This window comes from Streptomyces sp. NBC_00536, assembly GCF_036346295.1.
Lineage (GTDB): Bacteria > Actinomycetota > Actinomycetes > Streptomycetales > Streptomycetaceae > Streptomyces.
Genome location: NZ_CP107819.1, coordinates 5,229,796 through 5,256,264, shown reverse-complemented (window position 1 = coordinate 5,256,264; position 26,469 = coordinate 5,229,796). Strand labels below are relative to the sequence as shown.

The 26,469-nt window shown below is 70.7% G+C and carries 27 protein-coding genes; 14 read left to right on the top strand and 13 right to left on the bottom strand.

The annotated features are described in order from the left end of the window. The first annotated feature begins 190 nt into the window (after positions 1-190). The 3 genes from OHS33_RS23480 (at position 191) to OHS33_RS23470 (ending at position 1,953) form a co-directional block, all read left to right on the top strand. A complete protein-coding gene (locus OHS33_RS23480; protein WP_330332377.1) occupies positions 191-1,102 on the top strand; it encodes an SPFH domain-containing protein in 912 nt (303 codons plus the stop codon). Beyond that, positions 1,102-1,428, top strand: a complete 327-nt coding sequence (locus OHS33_RS39860; protein ID WP_443065462.1) for a hypothetical protein — start codon at positions 1,102-1,104, stop codon at positions 1,426-1,428. The genes OHS33_RS23480 and OHS33_RS39860 overlap by 1 nt, the downstream gene beginning before the upstream one ends. Positions 1,429-1,629: 201 nt before the next feature. Next, positions 1,630-1,953, top strand: coding sequence for a hypothetical protein (locus tag OHS33_RS23470; RefSeq protein ID WP_330332376.1), 324 nt, complete (start codon positions 1,630-1,632; stop codon positions 1,951-1,953). Between the two features lie 23 nt (positions 1,954-1,976). On the opposite strand, the gene OHS33_RS23465 is transcribed toward OHS33_RS23470, so the two are convergent. Next, on the bottom strand, positions 1,977-2,411 hold the full coding sequence (locus OHS33_RS23465) for a hypothetical protein (protein WP_330332375.1): 435 nt from the start codon (positions 2,409-2,411) through the stop codon (positions 1,977-1,979). Positions 2,412-2,558: 147 nt separating this feature from the next. On the opposite strand from OHS33_RS23465, the gene OHS33_RS23460 reads away from it, so the two are divergent. Genes OHS33_RS23460 through OHS33_RS23450 form a run of 3 tightly spaced genes read left to right on the top strand, consistent with a single transcriptional unit; the run spans position 2,559 to position 6,132 of the window. Then, positions 2,559-3,098 carry a PadR family transcriptional regulator gene (locus OHS33_RS23460; RefSeq protein WP_330332374.1) on the top strand — a complete coding sequence of 180 codons (540 nt, stop codon included), beginning with the start codon at positions 2,559-2,561 and terminating at the stop codon, positions 3,096-3,098. Continuing rightward, the gene (locus OHS33_RS23455; RefSeq protein ID WP_330332373.1) at positions 3,095-3,781 is read left to right on the top strand and encodes an ABC transporter ATP-binding protein; all 687 of its coding nucleotides are present in this window, start codon (positions 3,095-3,097) and stop codon (positions 3,779-3,781) included. Before OHS33_RS23460 ends, OHS33_RS23455 begins: the two co-directional genes overlap by 4 nt. Next, a complete protein-coding gene (locus tag OHS33_RS23450; RefSeq protein ID WP_330332372.1) occupies positions 3,778-6,132 on the top strand; it encodes an FtsX-like permease family protein in 2,355 nt (784 codons plus the stop codon). The genes OHS33_RS23455 and OHS33_RS23450 overlap by 4 nt, the downstream gene beginning before the upstream one ends. Positions 6,133-6,201: 69 nt before the next feature. On the opposite strand, the gene OHS33_RS23445 is transcribed toward OHS33_RS23450, so the two are convergent. Together OHS33_RS23445 and OHS33_RS23440 are read right to left on the bottom strand one after the other, a co-directional pair. Continuing rightward, a complete protein-coding gene (locus tag OHS33_RS23445; protein WP_330332371.1) occupies positions 6,202-7,344 on the bottom strand; it encodes a Fic family protein in 1,143 nt (380 codons plus the stop codon). 47 nt (positions 7,345-7,391) lie between these two features. Then, entirely contained in the window at positions 7,392-8,366 is a 975-nt protein-coding gene (locus tag OHS33_RS23440) for a hydrogen peroxide-inducible genes activator (protein WP_330332370.1), read from the bottom strand. Between the two features lie 169 nt (positions 8,367-8,535). On the opposite strand from OHS33_RS23440, the gene OHS33_RS23435 reads away from it, so the two are divergent. Together OHS33_RS23435 and OHS33_RS23430 are read left to right on the top strand one after the other, a co-directional pair. Then, positions 8,536-9,090 carry a peroxiredoxin gene (locus OHS33_RS23435; RefSeq protein ID WP_330332369.1) on the top strand — a complete coding sequence of 185 codons (555 nt, stop codon included), beginning with the start codon at positions 8,536-8,538 and terminating at the stop codon, positions 9,088-9,090. Positions 9,091-9,093: 3 nt separating this feature from the next. Further along, positions 9,094-9,645: an alkyl hydroperoxide reductase gene (locus tag OHS33_RS23430; protein ID WP_330332368.1), complete on the top strand. Its 552-nt coding sequence runs from the start codon at positions 9,094-9,096 to the stop codon at positions 9,643-9,645. A 101-nt stretch (positions 9,646-9,746) separates the two neighbouring features. Here the strand turns inward: OHS33_RS23430 and OHS33_RS23425 are convergent, their stop codons facing one another. From OHS33_RS23425 to OHS33_RS23405, 5 genes are all read right to left on the bottom strand, one after another. Then, positions 9,747-10,418: a hypothetical protein gene (locus tag OHS33_RS23425; RefSeq protein WP_330332367.1), complete on the bottom strand. Its 672-nt coding sequence runs from the start codon at positions 10,416-10,418 to the stop codon at positions 9,747-9,749. Positions 10,419-10,468: 50 nt separating this feature from the next. Continuing rightward, positions 10,469-11,806 (bottom strand): AI-2E family transporter, encoded by a 1,338-nt coding sequence (locus tag OHS33_RS23420; RefSeq protein ID WP_330332366.1) that lies wholly within the window; start codon positions 11,804-11,806, stop codon positions 10,469-10,471. A 110-nt stretch (positions 11,807-11,916) separates the two neighbouring features. Next, positions 11,917-12,630, bottom strand: a complete 714-nt coding sequence (locus tag OHS33_RS23415; protein WP_330332365.1) for a transglycosylase SLT domain-containing protein — start codon at positions 12,628-12,630, stop codon at positions 11,917-11,919. Positions 12,631-13,043: 413 nt separating this feature from the next. Next, positions 13,044-14,360 carry a PhoH family protein gene (locus tag OHS33_RS23410; protein WP_330332364.1) on the bottom strand — a complete coding sequence of 439 codons (1,317 nt, stop codon included), beginning with the start codon at positions 14,358-14,360 and terminating at the stop codon, positions 13,044-13,046. A 377-nt stretch (positions 14,361-14,737) separates the two neighbouring features. Then, positions 14,738-15,499: an isoprenyl transferase gene (locus tag OHS33_RS23405; RefSeq protein ID WP_330332363.1), complete on the bottom strand. Its 762-nt coding sequence runs from the start codon at positions 15,497-15,499 to the stop codon at positions 14,738-14,740. Positions 15,500-15,627: 128 nt separating this feature from the next. Here OHS33_RS23405 and mgrA point away from each other — a divergent pair, with 128 nt between their 5' ends. Then, positions 15,628-16,665, top strand: coding sequence for an L-glyceraldehyde 3-phosphate reductase (gene mgrA, locus OHS33_RS23400; protein WP_330332362.1), 1,038 nt, complete (start codon positions 15,628-15,630; stop codon positions 16,663-16,665). Between the two features lie 142 nt (positions 16,666-16,807). On the opposite strand, the gene OHS33_RS23395 is transcribed toward mgrA, so the two are convergent. After that, positions 16,808-17,536 carry an A24 family peptidase gene (locus tag OHS33_RS23395; RefSeq protein ID WP_330335165.1) on the bottom strand — a complete coding sequence of 243 codons (729 nt, stop codon included), beginning with the start codon at positions 17,534-17,536 and terminating at the stop codon, positions 16,808-16,810. 140 nt (positions 17,537-17,676) lie between these two features. Between OHS33_RS23395 and OHS33_RS23390 the strand changes: the two genes are divergently transcribed. From OHS33_RS23390 to OHS33_RS23380, 3 genes are all read left to right on the top strand, one after another. Further along, on the top strand, positions 17,677-18,102 hold the full coding sequence (locus tag OHS33_RS23390; protein WP_330332361.1) for a DUF192 domain-containing protein: 426 nt from the start codon (positions 17,677-17,679) through the stop codon (positions 18,100-18,102). Positions 18,103-18,188: 86 nt separating this feature from the next. Then, complete coding sequence (locus tag OHS33_RS23385) at positions 18,189-18,806, top strand: SMI1/KNR4 family protein (RefSeq protein WP_330332360.1); 618 nt, start codon at positions 18,189-18,191, stop codon at positions 18,804-18,806. Between the two features lie 296 nt (positions 18,807-19,102). Beyond that, positions 19,103-20,386: an extracellular solute-binding protein gene (locus OHS33_RS23380; RefSeq protein ID WP_443065341.1), complete on the top strand. Its 1,284-nt coding sequence runs from the start codon at positions 19,103-19,105 to the stop codon at positions 20,384-20,386. Positions 20,387-20,512: 126 nt separating this feature from the next. On the opposite strand, the gene OHS33_RS23375 is transcribed toward OHS33_RS23380, so the two are convergent. Continuing rightward, positions 20,513-21,133, bottom strand: coding sequence for a hypothetical protein (locus OHS33_RS23375; RefSeq protein ID WP_330332359.1), 621 nt, complete (start codon positions 21,131-21,133; stop codon positions 20,513-20,515). A 185-nt stretch (positions 21,134-21,318) separates the two neighbouring features. On the opposite strand from OHS33_RS23375, the gene OHS33_RS23370 reads away from it, so the two are divergent. After that, entirely contained in the window at positions 21,319-22,461 is a 1,143-nt protein-coding gene (locus OHS33_RS23370; protein ID WP_330332358.1) for a serine hydrolase domain-containing protein, read from the top strand. A gap of 54 nt (positions 22,462-22,515) precedes the next feature. Here OHS33_RS23370 and OHS33_RS23365 read toward each other — a convergent pair whose 3' ends face one another. The 3 genes from OHS33_RS23365 to OHS33_RS23355 form a co-directional block, all read right to left on the bottom strand. Next, positions 22,516-22,842, bottom strand: a complete 327-nt coding sequence (locus OHS33_RS23365) for a nuclear transport factor 2 family protein (protein ID WP_330332357.1) — start codon at positions 22,840-22,842, stop codon at positions 22,516-22,518. A gap of 164 nt (positions 22,843-23,006) precedes the next feature. Then, the gene (locus OHS33_RS23360) at positions 23,007-23,885 is read right to left on the bottom strand and encodes a polysaccharide deacetylase family protein (protein WP_330332356.1); all 879 of its coding nucleotides are present in this window, start codon (positions 23,883-23,885) and stop codon (positions 23,007-23,009) included. A 236-nt stretch (positions 23,886-24,121) separates the two neighbouring features. Continuing rightward, on the bottom strand, positions 24,122-25,750 hold the full coding sequence (locus OHS33_RS23355; RefSeq protein ID WP_330332355.1) for an MDR family MFS transporter: 1,629 nt from the start codon (positions 25,748-25,750) through the stop codon (positions 24,122-24,124). Between the two features lie 118 nt (positions 25,751-25,868). Between OHS33_RS23355 and OHS33_RS23350 the strand changes: the two genes are divergently transcribed. After that, on the top strand, positions 25,869-26,438 hold the full coding sequence (locus tag OHS33_RS23350; RefSeq protein ID WP_330332354.1) for a TetR/AcrR family transcriptional regulator: 570 nt from the start codon (positions 25,869-25,871) through the stop codon (positions 26,436-26,438). Positions 26,439-26,469: the final 31 nt, after the last annotated feature.

Here is a 26,469-nt window from a genome sequence, read left to right as displayed (position 1 = left end):
AGCTAACACCGGCGGCTGTGACAAGGGCTGCACAATTCTGATCAATAACGGTCAATCCGGACGTGAGAATCAGCACCCACGCCCTACGAACCGACGCCTAGGAGACCAGAAGAGTTGCGGTGCGCCAAAAAAGTGATATCACTTTGCTAGAGAGTTCGACCGACTCTCCACGAATGAAACGGGGCGAACCATGACGAAGACCACCGAGATGCCGGAGCCGCAGGTACGGGAGTTCCCCGCGCACAGCGTGGGAGGCGGGCTGGCCCTGCTGCTCGGACTGCTGGGACTGGTGCTCGGCGCGGGCCTGATCGCCACCGGCGCCGTCCTCACCGCCGTGGGCGCCAAGGCGGGCCTGATCGCCTTCGGGGTCGTCGTCACCCTCGGCTCCTTCTACGCGATGTGCGGGCTCAACACGGTCGCGCCGGGCGAGGCCCGCGTGGTCCAGCTCTTCGGCCGCTACCGGGGCACCATCCGCACCGACGGCCTGCGCTGGGTCAACCCGCTGACCTCCCGCGACAAGATCTCCACCCGCGTCCGCAACCACGAGACCGCCGTCCTGAAGGTCAACGACGCCTACGGCAACCCGATCGAACTGGCCGCCGTCGTGGTCTGGAAGGTCGAGGACACCGCGCGGGCCCTCTTCGAGGTCGACGACTTCACCGAGTTCGTCGAGACGCAGACCGAGGCCGCCGTCCGGCACATCGCCATCGAGTACCCCTACGACGCCCACGACGAGGGCGGCCTCTCCCTGCGCGGCAACGCCGAGGAGATCACCGAGAAGCTCGCGGTCGAACTGCGGGTCCGGGTCGAGGCGGCCGGCGTCCACATCATCGAATCCCGCTTCACGCACCTCGCGTACGCCCCGGAGATCGCCTCGGCCATGCTCCAGCGGCAGCAGGCCGGCGCGGTCGTCGCGGCCCGTCGCCTGATCGTCGAGGGCGCCGTGGGTATGGTCGAGCTGGCCCTGACCCGCCTGCAGGAAGAGGACGTCGTGGACCTGGACCCCGACCGCAAGGCCGCCATGGTCTCCAACCTGATGGTGGTGCTCTGCGGCGACCGCGCGGCCCAGCCCGTCGTGAACACCGGCACCCTCTACCAGTGATGCCGGGCGGCGAGCAGGCAACCCCCCGCAGCCCCGGCGACGACGAGCGCGCCGCCCCGGCCACCGGCCCGGCGGGCGCGGGCGGCGCCGCCGGTACGGGCGCCACGGCCGGCCCGGCCCGCCGCGCACCCCGCAAACAGGTGCTGCTGCGGCTCGACCCCCAGGTGTACGACGCGCTCGCCCGCTGGGCGGGGGACGAACTGCGCAGCGCCAACGCCCAGATCGAGTTCCTGCTCCGCCGCGCCCTGGCGGAATCCGGCCGCCTCCCCTCCTCCCCCGGCCCCCTCCCCCGCCGCGGCCGCCCCCCGAAGTCGTCCCCCGAGTAACCGCCTCGGGGCCTGAGTCAAAGTACTCAGGCCCCGAGGAACCGACTGGGCAAGACTGCAGGCATGAGCACCCCACACGCAGAGCCACGGGCAGTGTTATCGAGAGCGTCCGGAGCGGCCGTCACCGGTGCGGTTCTGGCTTGCGGTGCCGTTCGGTTCTTCTCCTGGGTCAGGCAGCACAAGGCCCGGGCCTGCGAGACGGTGGACGGCCTCTGTTGGACCTGGTGGGACTGGGCGGCCGTACCCCTCGCCCTGACGACTGCCCTGATCGTCCTGACGGTCGTCTACAAGCGGCTGGCCATCGGGGACATCGGGACCCGGCTCGCAGTCATCCTGCCGACGATCGCGCTGGCGCCGTTCCCTCTCGCCGCCGCACAGACGGCGGCCGGATGGTGGGCCGCCACCATCACCGGCGGAGCGTGGGCCTGCCTGCTCGCACTGGCCGCGTGGAGCCGCTACCGGATCCTGGGGCTCTCAGCCTCAGCTGCCCTTCTCCTCGCCTCACTCGTCGTGCTGTACCGCTGACCGCACCGCGCCAGTGGATTCGCTCACGGCCGGGTTCCCGAAGGAGCCGAGGGCTGCGGCGCCGAGTAGCGGACAGCTAATCCAGCGAACACGACGGCTCCGGCCAGGGAAGTCGGCAGCGCCCAGGTGACCCAGAACGGCACGAGCTGAACCGTGCTGCCGTCCGGCCAGGTGCACACCACCGACGGGGGGAAAGCCCGGCTGATGACGGTGACTCCGGCGTTGGACGCGTCCTGGTGGGAACGCGGGTCGAAGTGACCCGAGCGCGCCGTGGCGCAGGCGCGGGTGGGCCGGGACTCGAACCCGCTCATGTTCCCCACGGCAAACGCGAGCACGCCCACGCACAGGCAGAGCGCCGCGAGTTCACCGAAGCGGCCGGACCGGGTACGGGCGTACGTGACCCTCCGAGCCACCAGCAGGTGGATCGCCTTCGCCACGAGGATGGCGACGGCGGGCACGGACAGGAGTATGGCTGCGATGAGGATGACGGGCTCCGACGGGTTGCGGGTTGCGGGTTACGGGGTGCTGTAGCTACAGGGCTGTGATCATTCAGCCATGGGTCCCGCTATACACACGAGGTATACACCGTGTGTACAGTCGCCCCCATGTCCATCGGTCACACACTGCTCGGCCTCCTGGAGGCCGGACCGCGCCACGGGTACGACCTCAAGCGCGCCTTCGACGAGAAGTTCGGCCATGACCGGCCGCTCGCCTACGGGCAGGTCTACTCGACCATGTCCCGGCTCCTGAAGAACGGCCTCGTCGAGGTCGACGGCGTCGAGAGCGGCGGCGGGCCGGAGCGCAAGCGGTACGCCATCACCGACGCCGGGATCACCGATGTCGAGGACTGGCTGGGCTCCCCGGAGAAGCCCGAGCCGTACCTCCACTCGACCCTCTACACCAAGGTCGTCCTGGCCCTGCTCACCGGCCGCAGTGCCGAGCGGCTCCTCGACACCCAGCGCGCCGAACACCTGCGCCTGATGCGCCTGCTGACCACCCGCAAGCGCAAGGGCGACCTCGCCGACCAGCTGATCTGCGACCACGCCCTCTTCCACCTGGAAGCCGACCTGCGCTGGCTGGAGCTGGCCGCGGCCCGCCTGGACCAGCTCGCCGGTGAAGTTCTCTCCCGTGAGGTCCGCCCGTGATCCCCGACGGTTCCCTCCTCAGCGCCGACGGTCTGCACAAGGCGTACGGCTCCAACGCGGCCCTGACCGGCGCCGAGTTCTCCATCCACCCGGGCGAGGTCGTCGCCGTGATGGGTCCCTCCGGCTCCGGCAAGTCCACGCTGCTGCACTGCCTGGCCGGGATCGTGGCGCCCGACGCGGGCACCGTCACCTACGCCGGGCGGGAGCTGACCGCCCTGACCGACGCCCAGCGCAGCGCCCTGCGCCGCCGGGAGTTCGGCTTCGTCTTCCAGTTCGGGCAGCTCGTGCCGGAGCTGACCTGCGTGGAGAACGTGGCGCTGCCGCTGCGCCTGAACGGGGTGAAGCGCAAGCAGGCCGAGGCCACCGCCCTGCACTGGATGACCCGGCTGGAGGTCGAGGACATAGGCGCCCAGCGCCCCGGCGAGGTCAGCGGCGGCCAGGGCCAGCGCGTCGCCGTGGCCCGCGCCCTGGTCACCAGCCCCCGGGTCGTCTTCGCCGACGAGCCCACCGGCGCCCTGGACACCCTCAACGGCGAACTGGTGATGCAGCTGCTCACCGAGGCCGCGCGGGCCGCCAGTACCGCGGTCGTCCTGGTCACGCACGAGACCCGGGTCGCCGCCTACTCCGACCGTGAGATCGTCGTACGGGACGGGAAGTCCCGGGACATGGAGCGCATCGTATGAGCGCCGTACGCGGCTGGGGCCGTGACCTCCTCATGGGGGCCCGGTTCGCCGTCACCGGCGGCCGGCAGGGCTGGACCCGTACCGTGCTCACCGGCGTCGGCGTCGGTCTCGGCGTCGCCCTGCTGCTGGTGACGGCCGCGCTGCCGAGCGCGCTGACCGCCCGTTACGACCGCGGCGACGCCCGCGCGAAGATGTCCCTGACCGGGCCCGAGCGCCCCGGCCCGGACACCTTCCTCATCACCCGGGCGAGCCAGGACTACCACCACAAGTCCATCGACGGCTCCTTCGTCAAGGCCGAGGGGCCGAACGCCCCCGCACCGCCCGGCCTCTCACGGCTCCCCGGTCCCGGCGAACTGGCCCTCTCCCCCGCCCTGGACGCTCTGCTGAAGTCCAGCGAGGGCGAGCAGCTGCGCGAGCGCTTCGACGGCAAGCTCGTCGAACTCATCGGCGACACGGGCCTGATCGGCCCCGGCGAGCTGTACTTCTACGCGGGCAACGACACGCTGCGCGGCAACGGCGACCGCTTCGGCCCGGTCCAGCGCTTCAACGCCTTCGGCACCGACGACCAGCCCGATCCGCTGGACCCGGTCCTGGCCCTGCTGGTCCTGCTCACCTTCGTCGCCCTGCTGATGCCGGTCACCGTCTTCGTCGCGGCCGCCATCCGCTTCGGCGGCGAGCAGCGCGACCGCCGGCTCGCCGCGCTCCGCCTGGTCGGCGCCGACAGCGCGATGGTGCGCCGGATCGCCGCGGGCGAGGCGCTGGCCGGGTCCCTGTTCGGCCTGGCGCTCGGCACCCTCTTCTTCCTGGTCTCCCGGCAGCTCGTCGGCAGCCCCGCCCTGGGCAAGCGCAGCGTCTTCCCCGCCGACCTCGACCCGAGCCCCTGGCTGGCCGCGCTCGTCGCCGTCGCCGTACCGCTGCTCTCGGTCCTGGTCACCCTCTTCACCCTGCGCGGTGTGGTCATCGAGCCGCTGGGCGTCGTACGGAGCGCGCGCCCGGCCGTGCGCCGGATCTGGTGGCGGCTGCTGCCGACGCTCACCGGACTCGGCCTGCTCGCGCCGCTGGCGACCCGCACCACGGACGACCCCACGGTCTTCAACCAGGGGCAGGTGGGCGCGGGCGTCGTGCTGCTGCTCGTGGGCATCACCGCGGTGCTGCCCTGGCTGGTGGAGCGGAGCGTCGCCCGGCTGTCGCGCGGCCCGGTCTCCTGGCAGCTCGCCGTACGCCGTCTGCAGGTCGGCAGCGGTTCGGCGGCCCGGCTGGTCAACGGCGTCGCGGTCGCGGTCGCCGGGGCCATCGCCCTGCAGATCCTCTTCGCGGGCACCGAGTCCAGCTACACGACCACCCTCGGCGACGACCCCACACGGGCCCGGATGTCGGTGACCACACACCGGCAGCCCGGATCCATCCGGCAGAGCGAGGACATCGGCGCGAAGGTGGCACAGGCCGAGGGCGTGACCAAGGCCATCGCCCTGACCAAGATCTCCGCGGCCGCCAAGGTGCCGTCCGAGGACAAGATCATCCACATCACGGTGGGCACCTGCGCGGCGCTGCGCACGGTCGCGGTGATCGAGACCTGCGCGGAGGGCGACTCCTTCGTCCTGACGGGCAGCGAGGACCCGGCCGGACGGCCGTACGGGGAGGTCGCCAAGGGTGGTGACCATCTCCTCGCGGGCTCCGTACTGGGCTACCCGGACGACGAGGCTCCGGTCCCGTGGACCGTTCCGGCGGGCATCCGGACCGTGGCCAGTCGCCCGGACCCGAACGGCGAGCTGGGCACCGGCCTGCTGACCACCCCGTCCGTCGCTCCCCCGGTCCCCGACGCGCAGGCCTACTCGAACGTCTACGTCCTGCTCGACCCGGCGGTACCGGACGCGGTGGAGAACGTCCGCACCGCCACCTACAAGGCGGACCCGCTCGCCACCGCCTACTCCCTGGAGTTCACGAAGACGGACGGCCAGTACGGCGCCATCCGGGCCGGGCTGTACATCGGCTCCGTGCTGGTCCTGGTGCTGATCGGGCTGAGCCTGCTGGTGGCGCAGCTGGAGCAACTGCGCGAGCGCAGACGGCTGCTGTCCTCGCTGGTGGCCTTCGGCACCCCGCGCGGCACGCTGTGCCTGTCGGTCCTGTGGCAGACGGCGCTGCCCATCGGACTCGCCTTGGCCCTCGCCAGCGCGGTGGGCCTGGCCCTGGGTTCGGTGCTGCTGCGGATGACGGGGCTGCCCGTCCTGATCGAGTGGAACGTGGTCCTGGCGATGGTCGGGGCGGGCGGCGCCCTGGTGCTCCTGGTGACCCTGCTCAGCATGCCGCCGCTGTGGCGGATGATGCGCCCGGACGGCTTGCGGACCGAGTAGCCCCGCTTCAGTGATCTGAGTCAGAGATGTGGTGGCAGGAGCAACGGATCTCTGACTCAGATCACAGCACTAGCCGGCCGTGTAGGGATTGATGATGCGGTGCGGGCGACGGGCAGTCGCGATGACACTCTGCGGAAACTCCGGGCCCGCGACGTAATGCCGGCCCTTCGTTTGCCCGACCGCGGTCAGCACACCTGCCTTCGTCAGCACCTGCAGGTCCCGGGTGGCCTGCTGGGTGTTGATCGCTTCCTGGCGCTCGTAGCGCGAGCGCCGCACCCGGCCCACCATGGCCACCTCATGGAGAGCCGTGACCTGCCGCTCGCTGATCCCGTGCGGCTCGGCATGCTGCGTCAGTTCGATCCAGACCTGGTTCGAGCGGTCGACCCGGTGCTGCACCCGCTGCGCCTGCTCGTGGTAGGCGCGCAGGTTGAACTTGATCCAGGGCAGAGTGTCACGCTCGGGCGAGTACACCGGCCCGCCGACCTCCCGCAGCACCTTGTAGTACTCCCACGTGTTGCCGGGCATCCCCAGCCACTCCTCGATCGAGGAGAACTCGGGCGCCAGGACACCGCCGCGGGCGATCAGCAGGGTCTGCAGAGAGCGGGACATGCGGCCGTTCCCGTCGGACCACGGGTGGATCTTCACCAGGTTGAGGTGCGCCATCGCCGCCCGGATCAGGACGTGAGTCCCCATGTCGCCGTCGTTGAGCCAGTCCACCAGCTCAGCCACAAGGCCCGGCACGAGTTCATGATCCGGGCCGTCGTAGTCGGTGGCGAACTCGTCCCCCGGGGCGGTGATCCGGATCGAGGTCTTGCGCCACCGCCCGGCCGCGCGCAGCGGGTGGTGGTGCCCCTGGAGCATCCAGTGCAGCGCGTTCAGCAGTTCCTTGTTGTACCGGAAATCTGCGACGTCATGGAGAGACTGGATGTACGTCATCGCCTGCTGGTAGGCGACGGTCTCCGCCTTGTTCTCCTCGCTGGCATCGACATCGCGTTCGCCGTCCATCAGGTCCGCGACGTCCTTCACGTCAACCTGGTAGCCCTCGATCGTGTTCGACGCCGCGATCGCACTCGCGGTCAGCGCCTTCCGCAGGTCTTGAGTCCACTTCATCGGCGCCTGCTGCACCGCGTCACGCAGCCGCACGCGCAGGCCGTCCACCTCGTCCAGGACCTTGAGGTCGGAGGCGTCGAGAGCAGGGATCCCATACAGCATGACTCAATGATACCAGTTACCTATCATTCACGGCCGACGCCCGGCAATCACTCGGCCGCCCAGACCGGGAGCGGGCGGACGGCCTCGCGCAGCGAGTGCGCGACCGCCCGGAACTCCCGCGCCCGGGCCGTGCCCGTCCGCATCGCCAGTGCGATCCGGCGCGTGGGGGCGGGCTCGGCGAAGTACCCGGTGGCGAGGTACTCGTTGCGGGTGGTCTCCAGCCGCAGCGCCGTGCGCGGCAGCAGGGTGACGCCCAGGCCGCCCGCGACGAGCTGGACGAGGGTGGAGAGCCCGGCGGCGGTCGTGGTGACGTCCGCGCCCTGCCCCCGTCCGGCCTCGCGGCAGATGTCCAGGGCCTGGTCCCGCAGGCAGTGCCCCTCGTCGAGCAGCAGCAGCTGGAGCTCGCGCAGCGCCTCGCGCGGGATGTCCTTGCGCCCGGCGAGGGGGTGCTCCCGGGGGGCGAGCAGGACGAACTCCTCGTCGAACACCGGCATTTCGGTGACCCCGGGGACGCCCAGCGGGACCGCGAGGAGCAGCAGATCGAGCCGCCCGCCGGTCAGCCCCTCCAGCAGCGAGGCGGTCTGCTCCTCGTGCACCTGGAGGTCCATCAGCGGGTAGCGCCGCTGGAAGAGCCCGAGGACGGTCGGCAGCAGGTAGGGGGCTACGGTGGGGATCACCCCGAGCCGCAGCACTCCGGTGAAGGGGGCCCGTACCGCCTCGGCCTCCTTCATCAGCTCGCCCATGGCGTCCAGCACCATCTTCGCGCGGGCCGCGATCCGCTCGCCGGCCGGGGAGAGCAGCACCTTGCGGGTGGTCCGTTCCAGCAGCTGTACGCCGACGGCCTCCTCCAGCGCGGAGACGGCGCCGGAGAGGGCGGGCTGGCTCATGCCGATGGCGGCGGCCGCGTCCCGGAAGTGCAGGTGTTCGGCGACGGCCGCGAAGGCGCGCAGTTGAGCGAGGGTGGGCTGTTTCGAGCCACTCTTCGCAGCAGCCTTCACGCCGGTCTTACTGTTGATCTTCACGCCGCCCTTCGCTCCTCTTCTTACCGGGTGCCACTGATAGGCACCTCCGATCACCCGGCACAAGAGTAGCTATTTCTGTAATCAATCCAGGTGTGCCAGCATGTGGAACACGTCCAACCCCCTTGGAAAGCCCCCAAAAAGTCAGCTTTCCCCTCTGCTTGGAGTGCGCGTGCTCACTGTCGGTGACAAGTTCCCCTCGTACGATCTGACCGCTTGTGTCTCCCTGGAGGCCGGTAGCGAGTTCGCCCAGATCGACCACAAGGCCTACGAGGGCAAGTGGCGCGTGGTGTTCTTCTGGCCGAAGGACTTCACCTTCGTCTGCCCGACCGAGATCGCCGCCTTCGGCAAGCTGAACGACGAGTTCCTCGACCGCGACGCCCAGATCCTCGGCGTTTCCGGCGACTCCGAGTTCGTGCACCACGCCTGGCGCAAGGACCACGCCGACCTGCGTGACCTGCCCTTCCCGATGCTGGCCGACTCCAAGCACGAGCTCATGGCCGCCTGTGGCGTCCAGGGCGAGGACGGCTTCGCCCAGCGCGCCGTCTTCATCATCGACCAGAACAACGAGATCCAGTTCACGATGGTGACCGCCGGTTCCGTGGGCCGTAACCCCAAGGAGGTCCTGCGGGTCCTCGACGCCCTGCAGACCGACGAGCTGTGCCCCTGCAACTGGAACAAGGGCGAGGGCACCCTCGACGCCGGCGCGCTGCTGGCCGGTGAGTGACCCGTGTCCCTCGACACGCTGAAGTCGTCCGTCCCGGACTTCGCCAAGGACCTGAAGCTGAACCTCGGTTCGGTCATCGGCAACCAGGACAAGCTCACGCAGCAGCAGCTGTGGGGCACGGTCCTCGCCTGCGCGATCGCCGCCCGCTCCCCGCGCGTCCTGCGTGAGCTGGAGCCCGAGGCGAAGGCGAACCTGTCCGCGGAGGCCTACACCGCGGCCAAGTCCGCCGCCGCGATCATGGCGATGAACAACGTCTTCTACCGGACCCGCCACCTGCTCTCCGACCCGGAGTACGGGACGCTGCGCGCGGGCCTGCGGATGAACGTCATCGGCAACCCCGGCGTCGAGAAGGTCGACTTCGAGCTGTGGTCGCTCGCGGTCTCCGCGGTCAACGGCTGCGGCCAGTGCCTGGACTCGCACGAGCAGGTCCTGCGCAAGGCCGGGCTCGACCGCGAGACGGTCCAGGAGGCCTTCAAGGTCGCCTCGGTGATCCAGGCCGTCGCGGTCACCCTCGACGCGGAAGCGGCCCTCGAAGAGGCCACCGCCACCGCGTAGCACCACCCGAAGGATCCCGCGCCACCCGCGCGTGCACAGCGCAGGGCCCCGCCGCCGTCACCACGGCAGCGGGGCCCTTCGTGCGTCCCCGGCCCGGCCCGCTACTTCTTCACGGCCGCCATCAGTGCGCGCATGTCCGCGATCATGGCCGCCTCGATCGGGGCGTAGTCGACCCTGCCCGTCCCGGGGGGCCGCATCGGGTCACCGCCGCCGAAGGGCGACACCAGCAGGGAGAACACCGCTCCGCCGTCGAGCACCTTCAGCTCGGGGCCCTGGGCGTCGCTCGCCGGGGTCATCACGGCGCGCTCGCCGAGGTCCGGCACGGAGGCCCGGTCCGCCGTGAACCCGCCCCGCTCCCAGGGGTTCTCGACGTCGAACTCCGCCGCCGGGTCGGTCTTCTTGTGCAACTGGACGGTCGCCCACACGTTGAAGCTGCCGACCTTGTTGCCGCTGCCGTCGTTGGGCGGCGCGGTGCTCAGGGAGCACATCCCCCAGTCCAGCGCGGGGTGCTCGGAGTTCATGCTCGTCGGGGCGTCCTTGCGCAGGTCCCCGAGGGCGGCGGTCAGCGCCGTGCCCTTCATGCTGTCGCAGAGCTTCTCCGGCAGCCGGTAGGCCATCGGCGGCTCGGCCAGGCGGTCCCCCAGGGCGTACAGCCCGCCCGCCCACAGCGCCGAGGCCAGCACCGCCCCGCCCAGGGCCCACAGCCAGCGGCCGCCCCACGGGCCGCCACCGCCCCGCTCCCGACCGGGAGCGGCCTCCGTGGGAGGCTCCACGACTTCGGTCGTCCAGCCTGAATCGGCTTCGGGCTCGGATATCACCGCTGCTACTCCCCCTGTTGGACCGCCGCCCGGTCCACGGCGGTCGCCCCGTGCGGGCCCGGACCGAACTGCGCGTCCTGCTCCCGCGAATACACCCGCAGATAGCCGACGACCGTGTTGGTGACGGCGACCAGCGGTACGGCGACCACAGCGCCCCCGATGCCCGCGATCATGCCACCAGCGGCCACCGAAAGCACCACGGCCAGCGGGTGCACCCGTACCGCCCGCCCCAGGATGAACGGCTGCAGCACGTGCCCCTCGATCTGCTGGACGGCGAGTACGACGGCCAGCACCATCAGGCCGGTGAACGGACCCTGGGTCACCAGGGCCACGACCACCGCGAGGGCGCCCGAGATCACCGCGCCGACCAGCGGGATGAAGGCGAACAGGAAGATGAAGACGGCCAGCGGGACCGCCATCGTCACGTCGAGGAACCACAGCCCGAGGCCGATGAAGATGGCGTCAATGAGGGCCACGATGACCGTGCCCCGTACGTAGGCGGTCAGGGTGCGCCAGGCGCGCGGACCGGCGCCCGCGACCCCGGCGCGCGCGGGAGTGGGTACGAGGCCGAGCACCCACTCCCAGATCTTCTTGCCGTCGTACAGCAGGAAGAGGGTGGAGAACATGGCGAGCAGAATGCCCGTCAGGATCTCGACCATCACCGTGACGCCCTGCAGCCCGGCGGAGGTGATCTCCTGGGTGTTGGTGCCGATGGTGTCGCTGAGGTTCTTGGCGATGTCGTTGATCTGCTGCTCGGTCACATGGAACGGGCTGTTGAGCGCCCAGCGCTTCAGCTCTTCGATGCCGTCGCGGACCCGGGCCGAGAGCTGGTCCAGGTTCTCCATGACCTGCCACACCACGAACCAGCCGACCAGCCCGATGATCACGAAGCCGAGGATGGCGGTGACGGCGGTGGCCAGCCCGCGGGGCAGGCCCAGTCGGCGCAGCCGGACCACGAAGGGCTGGAGCAGCGCGGTGACGAGGAGCGCCGCGGCGAAGGCGAGGACGACCAGCCGGACTTCGCTGATCACCTTCATGACGACCCAGAGCATTCCGGCGACCAGCAGCAGCCGCCAGCTGACCTCGGCGGCCACCCGCATCCCCCAGGGCACCACGGCCACCGGGTCGGGTCTCAGCCGCCCCGCGGCCGGGTCGGGCGCGGCGGGCGGCTCGGCGCCCTGCGCGACAGCGGCGGCGGCCACCGGCGCGGGCACGGGCGCCGGTGCGACGACGGCCGGTTCGGCGTTCTCCGCCTCGACCTCGGCCCGGCGCTCGTCCAGCTTCGCCTCGACCTGGCTCAGCCCTCTTCCGAGCCGGCCCAGCCAGGCTGCCCACTTCGACATGTCGTCCCTTTCCCCCCGCCCGTCCCAACGCGACCCCGACGACGGTACACGCGAGGAGCCCCGCACCGTAGGACGGTGCGGGGCTCCTGGAGGTTGTGCGGGGCCGCGGACTAGTACCAGTCGTTGGCCTGGTGGAACGACCAGGCGCTGCACGGGCTGCCGTAGCGCTCGTTCATGTAGTTCAGGCCCCACTGGATCTGCGTGGCGGGGTTGGTGCGCCAGTCGGAGGCGACCGAGTTCATCTTCGACCCGGGGAGCGCCTGGACCAGGCCGTAGGCGCCCGAGGAGTCGTTGACCGCCAGGTAGTTCCAGGTGGACTCGGCATCGACGATGTTCGAGAAGCACTGGAGCTGGCCCGAGGGCACGATCTGCGCCGCGATCGACTTGAGTTCGGAGATCGTGTAGGAGCTCTTCGGCGTGAAGGAAGAGGCGTCGCGGCTGGCGGACCGGCTGGCCACCTGCTCCTTCGCCTCGCGCTCCTTGGCGGCCTTCGCCTCGGCGTCGGACTTCTCCTTGGCCACGGCCTCGGACTTCTTGTCCTTCGCGTCCTTGGCGGCCTGGATGCGGGCCGCTTCCTCGACCGAGCGCTTGGCGTCGGTGTCGGCGGCGTGCGAGAGGGCGTCGGCCTGCTGCGTCAGCGAGGCGTTCTGCACCTTGGCCTGCTCGCCCGTGGGAATGTCAGCGAGGAGAGTCGCTCCCGACGCGGTCGTCTCGAGGTTGGTCGAGTTCTGGGGGTCGCCTGTGGCAACACCCACGACGGCGCCGACGGTGGTGACCGCGGTGGCTGATGCCACGGCGAATCCCCGGACCGAGATGCGGCTCACACGGTGTCCTTCCAGCAGCGTCCGCAACGGTGACCTCGCGGACGCAGGAGTGCCCCTGACACTGGCCTCCATCGTGCTGTGGTCACAGGAGGCGCGGGCCCGTGGGCAACTCCCGTGCTGGGAGTGCCGCGTGGTGCTTGCGGGCGGCATACGGCGGTCGATTGTGGAGTTGTTGCCGAGCTGTGCAGCCCTGGGGGATACACGTGTGCCGTATGCGGGGCCTTACGGAAAGCAGACTCTGCCGGACCTCGACGCCGCGAGGCAATTCTTCGTTGCGTGGGAAAGGTCACACCTGGCACGACTCCACTGTTTCCGGCGAAGTCCTGTGCAGCGGAGCGCCGCCCGGCTAGTCTCTTTCGCCTTTGCCGGACGGCGCCAACTTCCGTACCGCTATGGGTCCTTTCTGAGCTTTGTCAGAGGGTTTCGAGCATCTCCGTCACGAGGGCGGCGATGGGCGAGCGCTCGGACCGGGTGAGCGTGATGTGGGCGAAGAGCGGATGGCCCTTCAACTTCTCGACCACGGCCACCACTCCGTCGTACCGGCCGACCCGCAGGTTGTCCCGCTGGGCGACGTCATGGGTCAGGACGACCCGGCTGTTCGCCCCGATCCGGGACAGCACGGTGAGCAGGACGTTGCGCTCCAGCGACTGGGCCTCGTCCACGATCACGAAGGCGTCGTGCAGCGAGCGGCCCCGGATGTGGGTGAGCGGGAGCACCTCCAGCATCCCCCGGCCCAGCACCTCTTCGATGACATCGCGCCCGGCCACCGCCGAGAGGGTGTCGAACACCGCCTGGGCCCAGGGGCTCATCTTCTCGGCCGCGTCGCCGGGGAGGTAGCCGAGGTCCTGGCCGCCCACCGCGTACAGCGGCCGGAAGACCATCACCTTCTGGTGCTGGCGGCGCTCCAGCACCGCCTCCAGGCCCGCGCAGAGCGCGAGCGCCGACTTTCCGGTGCCGGCCCGGCCGCCCATCGAGATGATCCCGATCTCGGGGTCGAGGAGCAGGTCGAGCGCGATGCGCTGCTCGGCGCTGCGGCCGTGCAGCCCGAAGGCCTCGCGGTCCCCCTTCACGAGCCGTACGTTGCCGTCCGGCGTGACCCGGCCCAGCGCCTTGCCGCGCTCGGACTGGATGACCAGCCCGGTGTGCACGGGCAGTTCCGCGGCCTCGGGGACGTACAGCCGGTCCTCGGAGTAGAGGAGGTCCACCTGCTCGCCGGAGAGGGCGATCTCGCTCATGCCGGTCCAGCCGGCATCGGTGATGGCGAGTTCCGCCCGGTACTCCTCGGCGATCAGCCCCACGGAGGAGGCCTTGATGCGCAGTGGGAGATCCTTCGACACGACCGTGACGTCGTACCCCTCGGCCTGCAGGTTGCGGGCGACCGCGAGGATCCGCGAATCGTTGTCCCCCAGCCGGAAGCCCGCGGGCAGGATGCCCGGATCGGAGTGGTTGAGCTCGACACGCAGTGTGCCGCCGAGATCGCCCAACGGGATGGGGGCGTCGAGGCGACCGTAGCGAACGCGGAAGTCGTCGAGCAGGCGCAGCGCCTGCCGGGCGAAGTAGCCGAGTTCGGGATGGTGCCGCTTGGCCTCCAGCTCGGTGATCACCACGATCGGGAGCACGACCTCGTGCTCGTCGAAGCGGGAGATCGCGTTGGGGTCTGCCAGCAGGACGCTGGTGTCGAGGACGTAGGTCCGCCTGTCGGGCAGGCGGCGCTTTGTGCTGGTCACCACGGAAGGACGTACCCCCTCGGAAGAGGTCGGGCCATGAAGACCGGACCGGTCATCGGCCGCCGTGCCAGGGCCGAATTCCGGCCCTCCAATCCGTCCGTGCGAACCGCACGCGCGTCCTGGTGCAAAGGGCCTCCCGGGCGGACGGCCCTGTGCCGTCCGCTGAGACTCGACACCCGTGGACCGGGCATCGACCTGCAAGGGATATGCCCTCGAACACCCGCCGCCATGCCACGGCATATGACGGACGCTCGGTGAATCCCTGGTGAAGGCCTCGGGCCGGCCCGCCGGGTGGGAAAGCGGAGGAGGGAGGGAAACGCGAACCGGGCCCCGGAAGGAGTCCGGGGCCCGGTTCGGGGCAGGCGGCCAGCGGCCGGGAATCAGGTCCCGTAGCGCCGGTGACGTGCGGCGTAGTCGCGCAGGGCGCGCAGGAAGTCCACCTTCCGGAAGGCCGGCCAGAAGACTTCGCAGAAGTAGTACTCGGAATGGGCGCTCTGCCAGAGCATGAATCCGGACAGCCGCTGTTCGCCGCTGGTGCGGATCACGAGGTCCGGGTCGGGCTGGCCGCGCGTGTAGAGGTGCTCGGCGATGTGGTCGATGTCGAGGATCTCGGCCAGCTCCTCGAAGGAGGTGCCCTTCGAGGCGTGCTCCAGGAGCAGCGAGCGCACCGCGTCCGCGATCTCCTGGCGGCCGCCGTAGCCGACGGCGACGTTGACCAGTATTCCGCCGCGGTCGAGGGTGGCCTCTTCGGCCTCCTTGAGCACGGACTGCGTGCGCGAGGGCAGCAGGTCCATGTTCCCGACGTGGTGGACCCGCCAGCGTCCGTCCGCGGCGAGGCCCCGCACGGTGTTCTCGATGATCGTCAGGAGCGGGCCGAGTTCGTTCTCGGGCCGGTCGAGGTTGTCCGTGGAGAGCATCCACAGCGTGACGACCTCGACGTCCGACTCGTCGCACCAGCCGAGCAGCTCGGAGATCTTCTCGGCTCCGGCCTGGTGGCCCTGCTCCGTGGTGCCGCCGGAGGCCTTGGCCCAGCGCCGGTTGCCGTCCAGGATGACGCCGATGTGCTTGGGCGCCGCGTCATGGTCGATGCGGCCCTCCACCCGGCGTGCGTAGAGCCTGTACACCAGGTCGCGCAGATTCACGATCTTCCAGCCCCTCCGTGCAAAGCCCCCGTGCGAATTGCGGTCCCCCCTCAAGGCCGCAACATTACTGCGCTTGCGCGGGCCTCACCCAACTCGGTCTGTCACAAGTCCGTGATAGGGAGGACAACGTGACTGATACCAATCCCTATCGGGCAGAGCCCTCGCGCTACGACTCCATGGAGTACCGGCGCTCGGGGCGCAGCGGCCTGAAGCTCCCCGCGATCTCCCTCGGACTGTGGCACAACTTCGGGGACGACACGTCCCTGGAGTCCCAGCGGTCGATCCTGCGGCGGGCCTTCGACCTCGGCGTGACCCACTTCGACCTGGCCAACAACTACGGACCGCCGCCCGGCTCCGCCGAGCTGAACTTCGGCAAGATCTTCGCCCGGGACTTCGCGTCCCACCGCGAGGAGCTGGTGCTCTCCACCAAGGCCGGCTACCTCATGCACGCGGGTCCCTACGGCGAGTGGGGCAGCCGGAAGTACCTGCTCGGCTCCCTCGATGCCTCGCTGAAGCGGATGGGCGTCGACTACGTCGACATCTTCTACTCGCACCGCTTCGACCCGCAGACCCCGCTGGAGGAGACCATGGGCGCGCTCGCGTCCGCGGTCCGGCAGGGCAAGGCGCTGTACGTCGGCGTCTCCTCCTACACGGCGGAGCAGACGGCCGAGGCCGTGCGGATCCTCCGGGAGATGGGGGTGCGCCCGCTGATCCACCAGCCCTCGTACTCCATGATCAACCGCTGGACGGAGGAGGACGGACTGCTGGACACCCTGGAGGAGGCCGGCATGGGCTGCATCTCCTTCGCGCCGCTGGCCCAGGGCCTGCTGACCGGCAAGTACCTCAAGGGCATCCCGGAGGGCTCGCGGGCCACCCAGGGCAAGTCCCTGAACCCGGCCCTGCTCTCCGAGGACGTGGTCCGGCGGCTCAACGGGCTGAACGGCATCGCGGAGCGGCGCGGGCAGTCGCTCTCGCAGCTGGCGCTGAACTGGGTGCTGCGCGACGAGCGGATGACCTCGGCACTGATCGGCGCGTCCAGCGTGAAACAGCTGGAGGAGAACGTGGCCGCGCTGACGGGTCCCGCGCTCTCGGAGCATGAGCTGAAGGAGATCGATTCCTTCGCGGTCTCGACGCCCGGGGCCAACATCTGGGCCCAGCGGGGATGACCTGCGGGTTCCCCGTTCCTCCGGGTCCGGGGGACCGGGAAAGAAAAACGGGCCGGTCCGTGGGGGGGATACGGACCGGCCCGAGGGGGGGGTTCCACCATAACCCTTCGTAAAGCCTGCTGCGTGCATTGCCGCGACACGATTACGCTCCGAGGCCGCCGAGGAGCATTCCGGTGAGCGCGCCGGCCGCCATGAAAGGGCCGAAGGGGAAAGGGTCTTGGCCCCGCGCCCGGCCCCGCAGCACAAGGGCGAGGCCGTACAGGGCGCCGTAGAGGAAGCCCAGGAAGGCCCCCGCCGCCCATACCCCCCACCCGTACCACCCAAGAGCGACCCCGAGGGGGAGCGCGAGCTTGACGTCCCCGAAGCCGAGCCCGGCCGGGTTGATGACGAACAGCACCAGGTACCCCGCCCCGAGCGCGCCCCCGCCCAGCAGCGCGAGCCGCCAGGACCCGGCGGCGCCGGGCAGCGCGGCCGCCACCCCGAGCAGCCCGGCCACCGCGGCGGCCAGCGGCAGGGTCAGTACGTCGGGCAGCCGGTGCACGGCCAGGTCCACCAGGGCGAGCAGGAGCGGTACGGGCGCCAGCGCGACGAAGACCGCGGTTTCCGGCCGGGCCCCGGCGGCCGCGGCCAGCGCCGCGCAGACCAACGCGCCGAGTACGGCCGTACGGGTGGCGCGCGGCCCGTAGCGGCGGCCGGAGCAGCGCGCCGGCCCCAGCCAGCCGCGCGGCCCGCCGCCCAGCGGGTGGCCCTGCGGGCAGCTCGACCGCCACGGCTCCCCCGGCGGGGCGCCGAACCGGTAGACGGCCCGGGGCAGGAGCAGCCCGGCGGCCACGCCGTACCCGGCGGCAAGGATGATCACGACCACGCCCATCCCGCCGACCGTAGGGCGCTTGGTTCCGGAGGTCATGGGCCCGGGGACCCATGGCCCGGGCGCCCGCCCCGGCGGAGACTGGACCCGGCGGGACCGGCGCCGGCCGGGACCCCTGCCGACCAGGAGCGAGGGGACACCGGATGGCACGGCGCTGGCAGGACGGACCGGGCACGCTGGGCCTCCCGGAGGGCGGCGCGGTGGCGCTGGAGATCGCGGCGTCCTACCGCGCGCGGACCCGGGGGCTGCTCGGACGGGACGGCATCGGGGGCGACGGCGCCGCGCGGGCGCTGCTGCTGACCCCGGCCGGGAGCGTGCACACCTTCGGGATGCGCTTCGCCATCGACGTGGCCTACCTCGACCGGCGGCTGCGGGTGCTGGCGGTGCGCACGATGGTCCCGGGCCGCCTCGGGCTGCCGCGGGTGCGCTCGCGGCACGTGCTGGAGGCGGCGGCGGGGGCGATGGCGGGCTGGGGGCTGCGGCCGGGGGTGACGGTGAGCGTGGCCGCGGGCGGGGCTGAGGGTTGGGCTGCGAGTGGGGCCGGGGGCGGGGCCGCGGATCCGGGCTGACCGCGGCCCTGGGAGCGGCTCCCGGCGCACGGTAAGTTGGGACGGTTGGGCATCGGGCGGGGTGCGGGAATCGTCGGGGAGCGGCTGTGGCAGAGAACGCGCAGGTCAAGGCGTTGGAACAGATCATGTCCGCGACACACGGGGCCGATGAGGACATCGACTGGCCCGCCGCCGAGGCGGTCTGGGGCACGCGCTTCCCCGCCGACTACGTCGCTTTCATGGGCCGTTTCGGCGCGGGCACCATCAATGGCGAGGCGGGCATCCTGCTGCCGCTGCCCAAGCCGGGGCCGCAGTGGGACCCGGCCGAGATGGCCGAGGAGACCTCGAACGCCCGCGCCCTGTGGGCGGCGGAGGGCGGCCGGGCCGCCTTCGACGTCGATCCGGAGTCGATCCTGGCCTGGGGCGTGGTCGGCGGCGCCGACATCCTGTGCTGGCTGACCACCGATCCCGACCCGGACCGCTGGCCGGTTCTGGTCTGCGGGCGGCACACCGCCGACGTCTTCGCCGTGTACCCGTACGGCATGGCCGAGTTCCTGCTGCGGATGTGCTCGGACGAGTTCGACATGAGTCCGGTCGGCATCACCTTCTGGGACGGCGAGCAGCTCGGCTTCGTGCACTGGCGCAAGGCCCAGCGGCGCTGGCAGGAGGGCCGCAACCCCGAGACGGGCGAGCCGGACCCGTACGCGGGCGACTTCACCGACTGACGGCCGACGGCCGACGGCCGCTTCGCGCCAGAGCGCCACCGCTCCCCCTCATGCCCGTTTCCCGGCCGGAAACGGGCTTTTCGGTATGTCTACGCGCGTCCGAATTGTTGATCACATATCGGAAAACACCAGTCCGAAAAGCATTGCTTGGAGCATTGCCCACAAGTACTGCCCCAACGGAATCATTCCCCCTTCCCCAGGAGAGAATTCCGGCCAACGGGCCGTGCGGGGACACCCCAGCCCGGAGCAACCCATAAGTAACGTCGGGCTACAAAAGAAACTCGGGGAATTCTCTCGTGCGACGAAGAATGTTCGGCACGGTCACCGGTGTGGCCGTGCTCGGTCTGCTCTTTCCACTGGCCGGTTGCGGTTCCACCGCAGGTGGCGGCGGGGACGACCTGACCCTCCAGCTGGTCGCCGCCGAATACGGTGACGGGCCGGGCACCAGCTCCAAGGCCTTCTGGGACAAGATGTCGGGCGATTTCACCGCCGCGCACCCCGGGGTCAAGGTCGAGGTCACGCTGCTGCCGTGGGCCGACATCGACCGCGAGGTCAGCAAAATGGTGAAGGCGGGCAAGGCCCCCGACATGGCCCTCATGGGCGGGTACTCCGACTTCGCGGCCGAGGGCAAGCTCTACTCGGCCGAGGAACTCCTGTCGGTCACCGCCGAGGCGAACTTCCTGGCGCCGCTGGCCGAAGCGGGCTCGGTCGGCAACACCCTCTACGGCCTGCCCTTCGTGGCGAGCAGCCGCCTGCTCTTCTTCAACCAGAGCCTGTTCACCAAGGCCGGGGTGAACGCCCCGCGGACCTGGTCGGACCTCAAGAACGCGGCCAAGGCGCTCAAGGACAAGGGCGTGAAGTTCCCGTACGCCCTCCCGCTCGGCCCCGAGGAGGCCCACGCGGAGGCGATGATCTGGGAGCTGAGCAACGGCGGCGGCTACGCCGACAGCAGCGGCAACTACAGCCTGGCCTCCGACGCGAACGTCGAGACCTTCCGCTGGATCAAGGACAACCTGGTCACCCCGGGCCTGATCGGTCCGGTGCCGCCCGCCCGGCTCAACCGCCAGGACGCCTTCGACGCGTTCCTGCGCGGTGAGGTCGGGATGCTCAACGGCTACCCGTCGCTGCTCCACGAGGCGAAGGCCAAGGGCATCAGCGTCGGCACGGTGACCATGCCGGTCAACGACACCCTGGGCAGCGGCGAGACCCCGCCGGCCGCCGGCGTCGCCGACTGGATGATGGCCTTCAAGCAGAACGGCCACCGCGACCAGATCGGCCAGTTCCTGGACTTCGTCTACCAGGACAAGAACCTCAGCGACTTCGCGGGCCGCTACCACCTGCTGCCCTCCACCATCTCGGCGTCCCGCACCCCGGCGGGCGGCGGCCTCGACAAGGGCGACGAGCAGTTCCTGACCGCCCTGCGCGGCGCGCAGCTCTACCCGGTCAACGACCCGTCCTGGGTGACCGTCAGCGACACCATCAAGCGCAACATCGGCCGCGCCGTGGACCCGTCCGGCGACCCGAAGGGCGTCCTGGAGGGCATCGCCGAGAAGGCCCGCGAGGACTCCAAGAAGCACTGACCGGGCCTGCCTTGACCGGGCCTGCCTTGACCCGGCCTGTTGGGCCCCGCCCGCACCGCGCCCACAAGGCGCGCGGGCGCCGGGCCCTGAACCGGGCCGCGGGCCGCAGGCAGCTAGCGCTTTCCGTTAGTGCCTTCCGTTGTTGTCGGAGAAGGCCGTGCGGTACTGCTCGCAGCTGGAATCCCAGCGCAGGCTGCCGCCGAGGGTGCCGTAGCCGGAGCGGGTGGCCGACCACTCGACCGTGTACTCGCCCGTGTCACAGGCGATCCTCTTGTCCCCGCCGACCGTGGCGCGGCCGGTGGCCGGGCGGCTCTTGGAGTCGCTGGTGATCTCCGCCGCCTTGGTGCCGTCGGCCCGGCGCACCACCGCGTACAGGGTGATGGGCTGCTTGCCGTTCTTGGTGGTGACGGCCTTCTTCACCAGCGTGGAGTCCGACACGGACCAGGCGAACTCGAACTTCGGCTGCCAGGCCAGCGTCTTGGGGTCGGCCTTCTTCGTCTCCCATTCGGGGGCTCCGGCCGGGCCCGGGGCGGCCACCGTCTTGTACTGGACCCCGGGGTGGAAGCGGAACTGCGCCTCCAGCTTGTGCATCTCGTCCTTGGTCCACTGCGTCTTCATCGTCTTCTCGCCGCCGGCCGGGTCCTGGAGGTACGACGTGCCCTCGGCCGCCGAGGCCTCCACGAGGGCGGGCGTGAGGGCCGCGGCGGCGGTGGCGAGGGCGAGAGCGGCGATGCGGGTGCGCTTCATGCGCTGCCCAACGGGCCCTCGTGGCGGGCCGGAACGACACCGGCGGCGCGTTCACTCGTACGGGAACGCACCGAGGTGACGGATTGTGGTGCGCGGTGCGGTGCGCCAGGAATATGACCCCACCGGCCCCCGTTGGCGCTGCTGAGACGACAACACGGCGGAGCGCGAACCAACAGGGGGATGGCATGGCGGTACAGGTCGACGGAACGGTGGCGGCGGGCTGGGAGCGGGTGCGGGAGGAGTTCGAGGCCTTCGCCGCGGCCGAGGCGGTGTCCCCCGAGGCCCAGCTGGCCGTGCACCACAGGGGCCGCCGCGTCGTGGACCTGTGGGCGGGCGAGGACACCACGGCCGACACCCTGACCGGCGTCTACTCGATCACCAAGGGCGCGGCCCACCTGGTCGTGGCCCTGCTCGTGCAGGACGGCGTACTGGACCTGGAGCGTCCGGTGTCGGAGTACTGGCCGGAGTTCACCGGGCACGGCAAGGAGCGGCTGACCCTGCGCCAGCTGGTCTCGCACCAGTCCGGTCTGATCAACACGCCCGAGGGCTTCACCCTCGACGAGATCGCGGACGACGCGCTGATCGCGGCCCGGCTGGCCGGGGCGAAGCCGTACTGGGAGCCGGGGACGGCGTACGGCTACCACGCCTTCGTGATCGGCGCGCTGACCGGTGAGGTGGTGCGGCGGGCGACCGGGAAGACCCTGGCGGAGGTGTACGAGGAGCGGATCCGCGCGCCGTACGGGCTGGACCTGTACATCGGTCTCCCGGCGGAGCTGGAGCCGCGCTGGAAGCCGGTGCTGCCGCAGGTCCCGACGGCCGAGGGGCTGGCGGCGCTGGCGGGCGGCCCGCTGCCGCCGGAGCTGATGGAGACCGCGTTCAACTGGCACGTCAAGCCCCCGATGGACCTGGTGGCCTACGCCAACGACCCCCGGGTCAAGTCGCGGGGCCCCGCGTCGGCGGGCGGCGTCGGCACGGCGCGCGGCGTCGCGGGGATGTACGCGGCGGCGATCGGCGAGCTGGCGGGGCGGCCCGCGCTGCTGAAGCCGGAGACCGCGGCCGAGGTCGCGCGGCTCCACACCCCGGGTGACGACCGGGTGACGCCGGAGAAGGATCATTTCGGACTGGGCTTCGAACGGCAGCCGCTCGTCGGGCCGCAGGCCTTCGGGCACTGCGGTGCCGCGGGCGGTCTGGGCTTCGCCGATCCGGTGACCGAGGTGGCGTACGGGTACACGCGCCGCCGCTTCGGATTCCCGGGCGGCCCGGCTCCGGAGAACGGTCCGCTGACGGCGGCGGTGATGGCGGCGGCGCGGGCGGCCGTTCAGGGCTGACGGGCGGGTGCGCTCAGGCCTGGCCGGGTGCCGGTCAGGCCTGACCGGGTGCGCTCAGGCCTGGCCGGTCTCGAAGCGGCTGATCTTGCCGTCGTCGGTGACCATGAACCGCCAGGCGGTCCGCATCGCGCCCCAGGTGGAATTGCGGTAGTCCACGACGAGGGCGTGCCCATTGGGGGACTGGGATTCGACGTCCATGTGGCCGTCGGCGCCGAAGATCTCCTTGTCGGTCCACTCCCCCAGGTCGCGCTCCGCGCCGTCGTCGGACATCGTCGCGTCGGGGGTGAGGACCGCGAAGACCGCTTCCCGGTCGCCCGCGTTGACGGCGGTGACGAAGGCGCGGACGGCGGGGTCGTTCAGCTGGGCGGGGGCGATGGTCACGGGGCCTCCTGGTCGGCGTACGGGCGGGCGCGGCGCGTACGGGCGTACGCGCGGGTACGACCAGGGAACACCGGGGACGTCGGCCGGGGGCCGACCCTCACCCGTTCGCCACCCGACGGCGTGTCAGGGAGCGGTGCGGGACGGTCAGGACGCGCTCAGGCCGGTCAGGGCGCGGTGCGGACCGGGAAGCCGGTGGGGCGGCCCTGCTCCTCCAGCCAGGACAGCACCTCGTCCAGGGCCTCGACGGTCTGCGCGCGGTTGCCGCCGCCGTCGTGGAAGAGGACGGTCGGGCCGGAGCGCAGTTCCTGCTTGACCGCGTTCACTATCGCGGCGGTGCCGGGCTTCTTGAAGTCCTTCGTGTCGACGTTCCAGCCGAGCGGGCGCATCCCCGCGGCGGCCGCGAGCGCCCGGCTCTCGGGGGTGAACGCCCCGCCGGGCGCCCGGTAGTACTCGACCTTCGCGCCGCCCCCGGCCGCGTCCTCGATGAGCTTCTTCGCGTCCAGGATCTGCTGCTTCTGGTACTCCACCGCCTTCTTGGCCATCCCGATGTCGTGGTCCATGGTGTGGTCGCACAGCCGGTTTCCGTCCGCGACGACCTGCTTCACCACGCCGGGGTGGGCCTTGGCCTGCGGCCCGATCATGCAGAACGTCGCCTTCACCCCGTGCTTGCGGAGCACTTCCAGGACCTTCGGGGTCCAGGTCGGGTCGGGCCCGTCGTCGATGGTGATGTTGACGGCGTCGCCGCCCGCTTCCGAGGCGTGCGCGATGGTGTCGGGGACCCCGCCCGGCTTGGCGTCGCCGGCGCCCGGCCGTCCGGCGGCGTCCGCGGGGTCCTGCGCTCCCCCGCCCGGGGAGTCTCCGCCCGGGGAGTTCCCGCCCGGGGAGTCCTTCTGCCGCGAGACGTTCTGGTGGTCGTGTCCGTCCCCGGGACCGTGCGCGGGCGACGCGAGCGTCGCCACGCCCCACACCGTCCCCGCGACCGCCGCGGCCGCCGCGGTGACGGCTATCCGGGCCCGGGCTCCTCGCTTCGCGATGCGTTCCATGAACCGTCCACTCCCCATCCGCCGTTGAGCGTTCTGTGGAGAAGGACGGCAGCCAACGCGCGGGGGTTCCGGGCCCTTTGGCCTTAAAGTTCGCATAATGGGATCTTGGTCCTTGATCGTCCCGATTCCGAAGCCGGTGGGGGCGCGGGCGGGGCACCGGGGAACGACGAACGGCCCGGCCCCCGTGGAGTTGTCCTCCACGGGGGCCGGGCCGGGGCCGTACGGCAGGTGCGGTGTCAGTGGGCCACGGAGGCCTGCGCGGCCGCGGCCGCGGCGCCGTTGTCCGCGCCGCCGTTGTCCGCGCCGCCGTCCTTGGAGCCGCCCGCCGCGGGACCGGCACCGCGCAGCGGCACCTCCTTGACGAACCAGGCGGCGGCGAAGCCGATCACCGCGATGCACGCTCCGAGCAGGAACGCGGAGTGCGTACCGGCGGCCACCGCGTGCTGGTACGCCTCGCGCACCACGGGCTTGAGCTGCGCCAGGTGCGCCGCGTCGAGCTGCGCGGAGCCGGACTTGGCGGCGGCCTCGGGGCCGAGGCGGTCCGTCATGGTCCGCGTGACCTGGCTGGTGAACAGCGAGCCCATCAGGGCCACGCCGAACGAGCCGCCGAGCGTACGGAAGAGGGTCGCCGAGGAGGACGCGACGCCCATGTCCTTCATCTCGACGCTGTTCTGCGCGACGAGCATGGTGATCTGCATCAGGAAGCCGAGACCGGCGCCGAGGACCGCCATGAAGACGCCGGACATCAGGCGGCTGGTGCCGGTGTCCATCTGCGAGAGCAGGAACAGGCCGACGACCATCAGGCCGCCGCCCGCGATCGGGAACATCTTGTACTTGCCGCTGCTGGTGGTGACGCGGCCCGCGATGAGCGAGACGACCATCATCGACAGCAGCATGGGCAGGAGCAGCAGGCCCGAGTTGGTGGCCGAGGCGCCCTGTACGGACTGCTGGAAGAGCGGCAGGTAGAGCACGCCGCCGAACATCGCGAAGCCGGTCAGGAAGCCGATCACAGACATGAGGGTGAAGTTGCGGCTGCGGAAGATGTGCAGCGGCATGACCGGTTCGGCGGCGCGGGTCTCGACGAAGAGGAAGGCGGCGATGGAGACGACGCCGACGACGATCAGGCCGATGATCTCGGCGGAACCCCAGGCGTACTCGGTGCCGCCCCAGGTGGTGACCAGGACGGTGGAGGTGATCGCGAGGGTGAGCAGGGCTGCGCCCAGGTAGTCGATCTTGCCCTTGGTCTTCTTCTTCGGCAGGTGCAGGACCGCCGTCACCATCGCGAGGGCGACCACGCCCAGCGGCAGGTTGATGTAGAAGGACCAGCGCCAGCCCCAGTGGTCGGTGATGGTGCCGCCGATGAGCGGACCGCCGATCATCGCGAGGGCCATGACGCCGGCCATCATGCCCTGGTACTTGCCGCGCTCGCGGGGCGGGATGAGGTCACCGATGATCGCCATGACGCCGACCATCAGACCACCGGCACCGAGGCCCTGGATCGCGCGGAAACCGATCAGCTGGCCCATGTTCTGGGCCATGCCGCTGAGCACGGAGCCGATCAGGAAGATCACGATGGACGTGAGGAACGAGCCCTTGCGCCCGTACATGTCGCCGATCTTGCCCCAGATGGGGGTGGATGCGGCGGTGGCGAGGGTGTAGGCGGTGACCACCCAGGAGAGGTGCTCCAGACCGCCCAGCTCGCCGACGATGGTCGGCATCGCCGTACCGATGATCATGTTGTCCAGCATCGCCAGCAGCATGGCGATCATGAGCGCGAGCAGCACGACGCGCACGCTCCGCGGCTTGGGTCCGCCGTCGGGCGCCTCCGTCCCGGTTCCCGGCTCCGCCTGTGTCGTCTTGCTCATGTCCCGTCCCACTCCCCATGGCGTCCGGGCCCTTACTTGCCGCCCGGCTAGTTCACTACACTGGGGAAAGTAGACCCGTAACTAGCCGGGCGTCAAGTAAGTAAATGGAGAGTGCCCCATGTCCAGCAGTCCTCAGCAGCGCCGTGGCAACACGCGCCAGCTCATCCAGGACGTCGCACTGGAGCTCTTCGCCGAGCAGGGGTACGAGAAGACGTCGCTGCGGGAGATCGCGGAGCGGCTGGAGGTCACGAAGGCGGCACTGTACTACCACTTCAAGACCAAGGAAGAGATCCTGATCAGCGTCTTCGACGACACGACACGCCCGATCGACGAACTGATCGCATGGGCCGGCGAGCAGCCGCACACGCTGGCCACCAAGCAGGAGATGCTGCGCCGCTACAGCGAGGCGATGCGCTCGGGCGCACAGCTGTACCGGTTCATGCAGGAGAACCAGGCGACGATGCGCGAGCTGAGCATCGGCGAGATCGTCAAGAAGCGGATGCTGAAGATGGTCGACCTGCTGCGCACGGACGACGCCCCGCTGCAGGACCAGGTGCGCTGCGTCAGCGCGATCTTCACCCTGCACGCGGGCATGATGTTCCTCCAGCACGTGGAAGCCGACCCGGAAGAAACCCGGCTGGCCGCCCTGGAAGTCGCCACGGACCTGATCACCCGCGCCCACCAGTAGCGGCGCGGGCGGGGCGGGATGCCCTGATGGC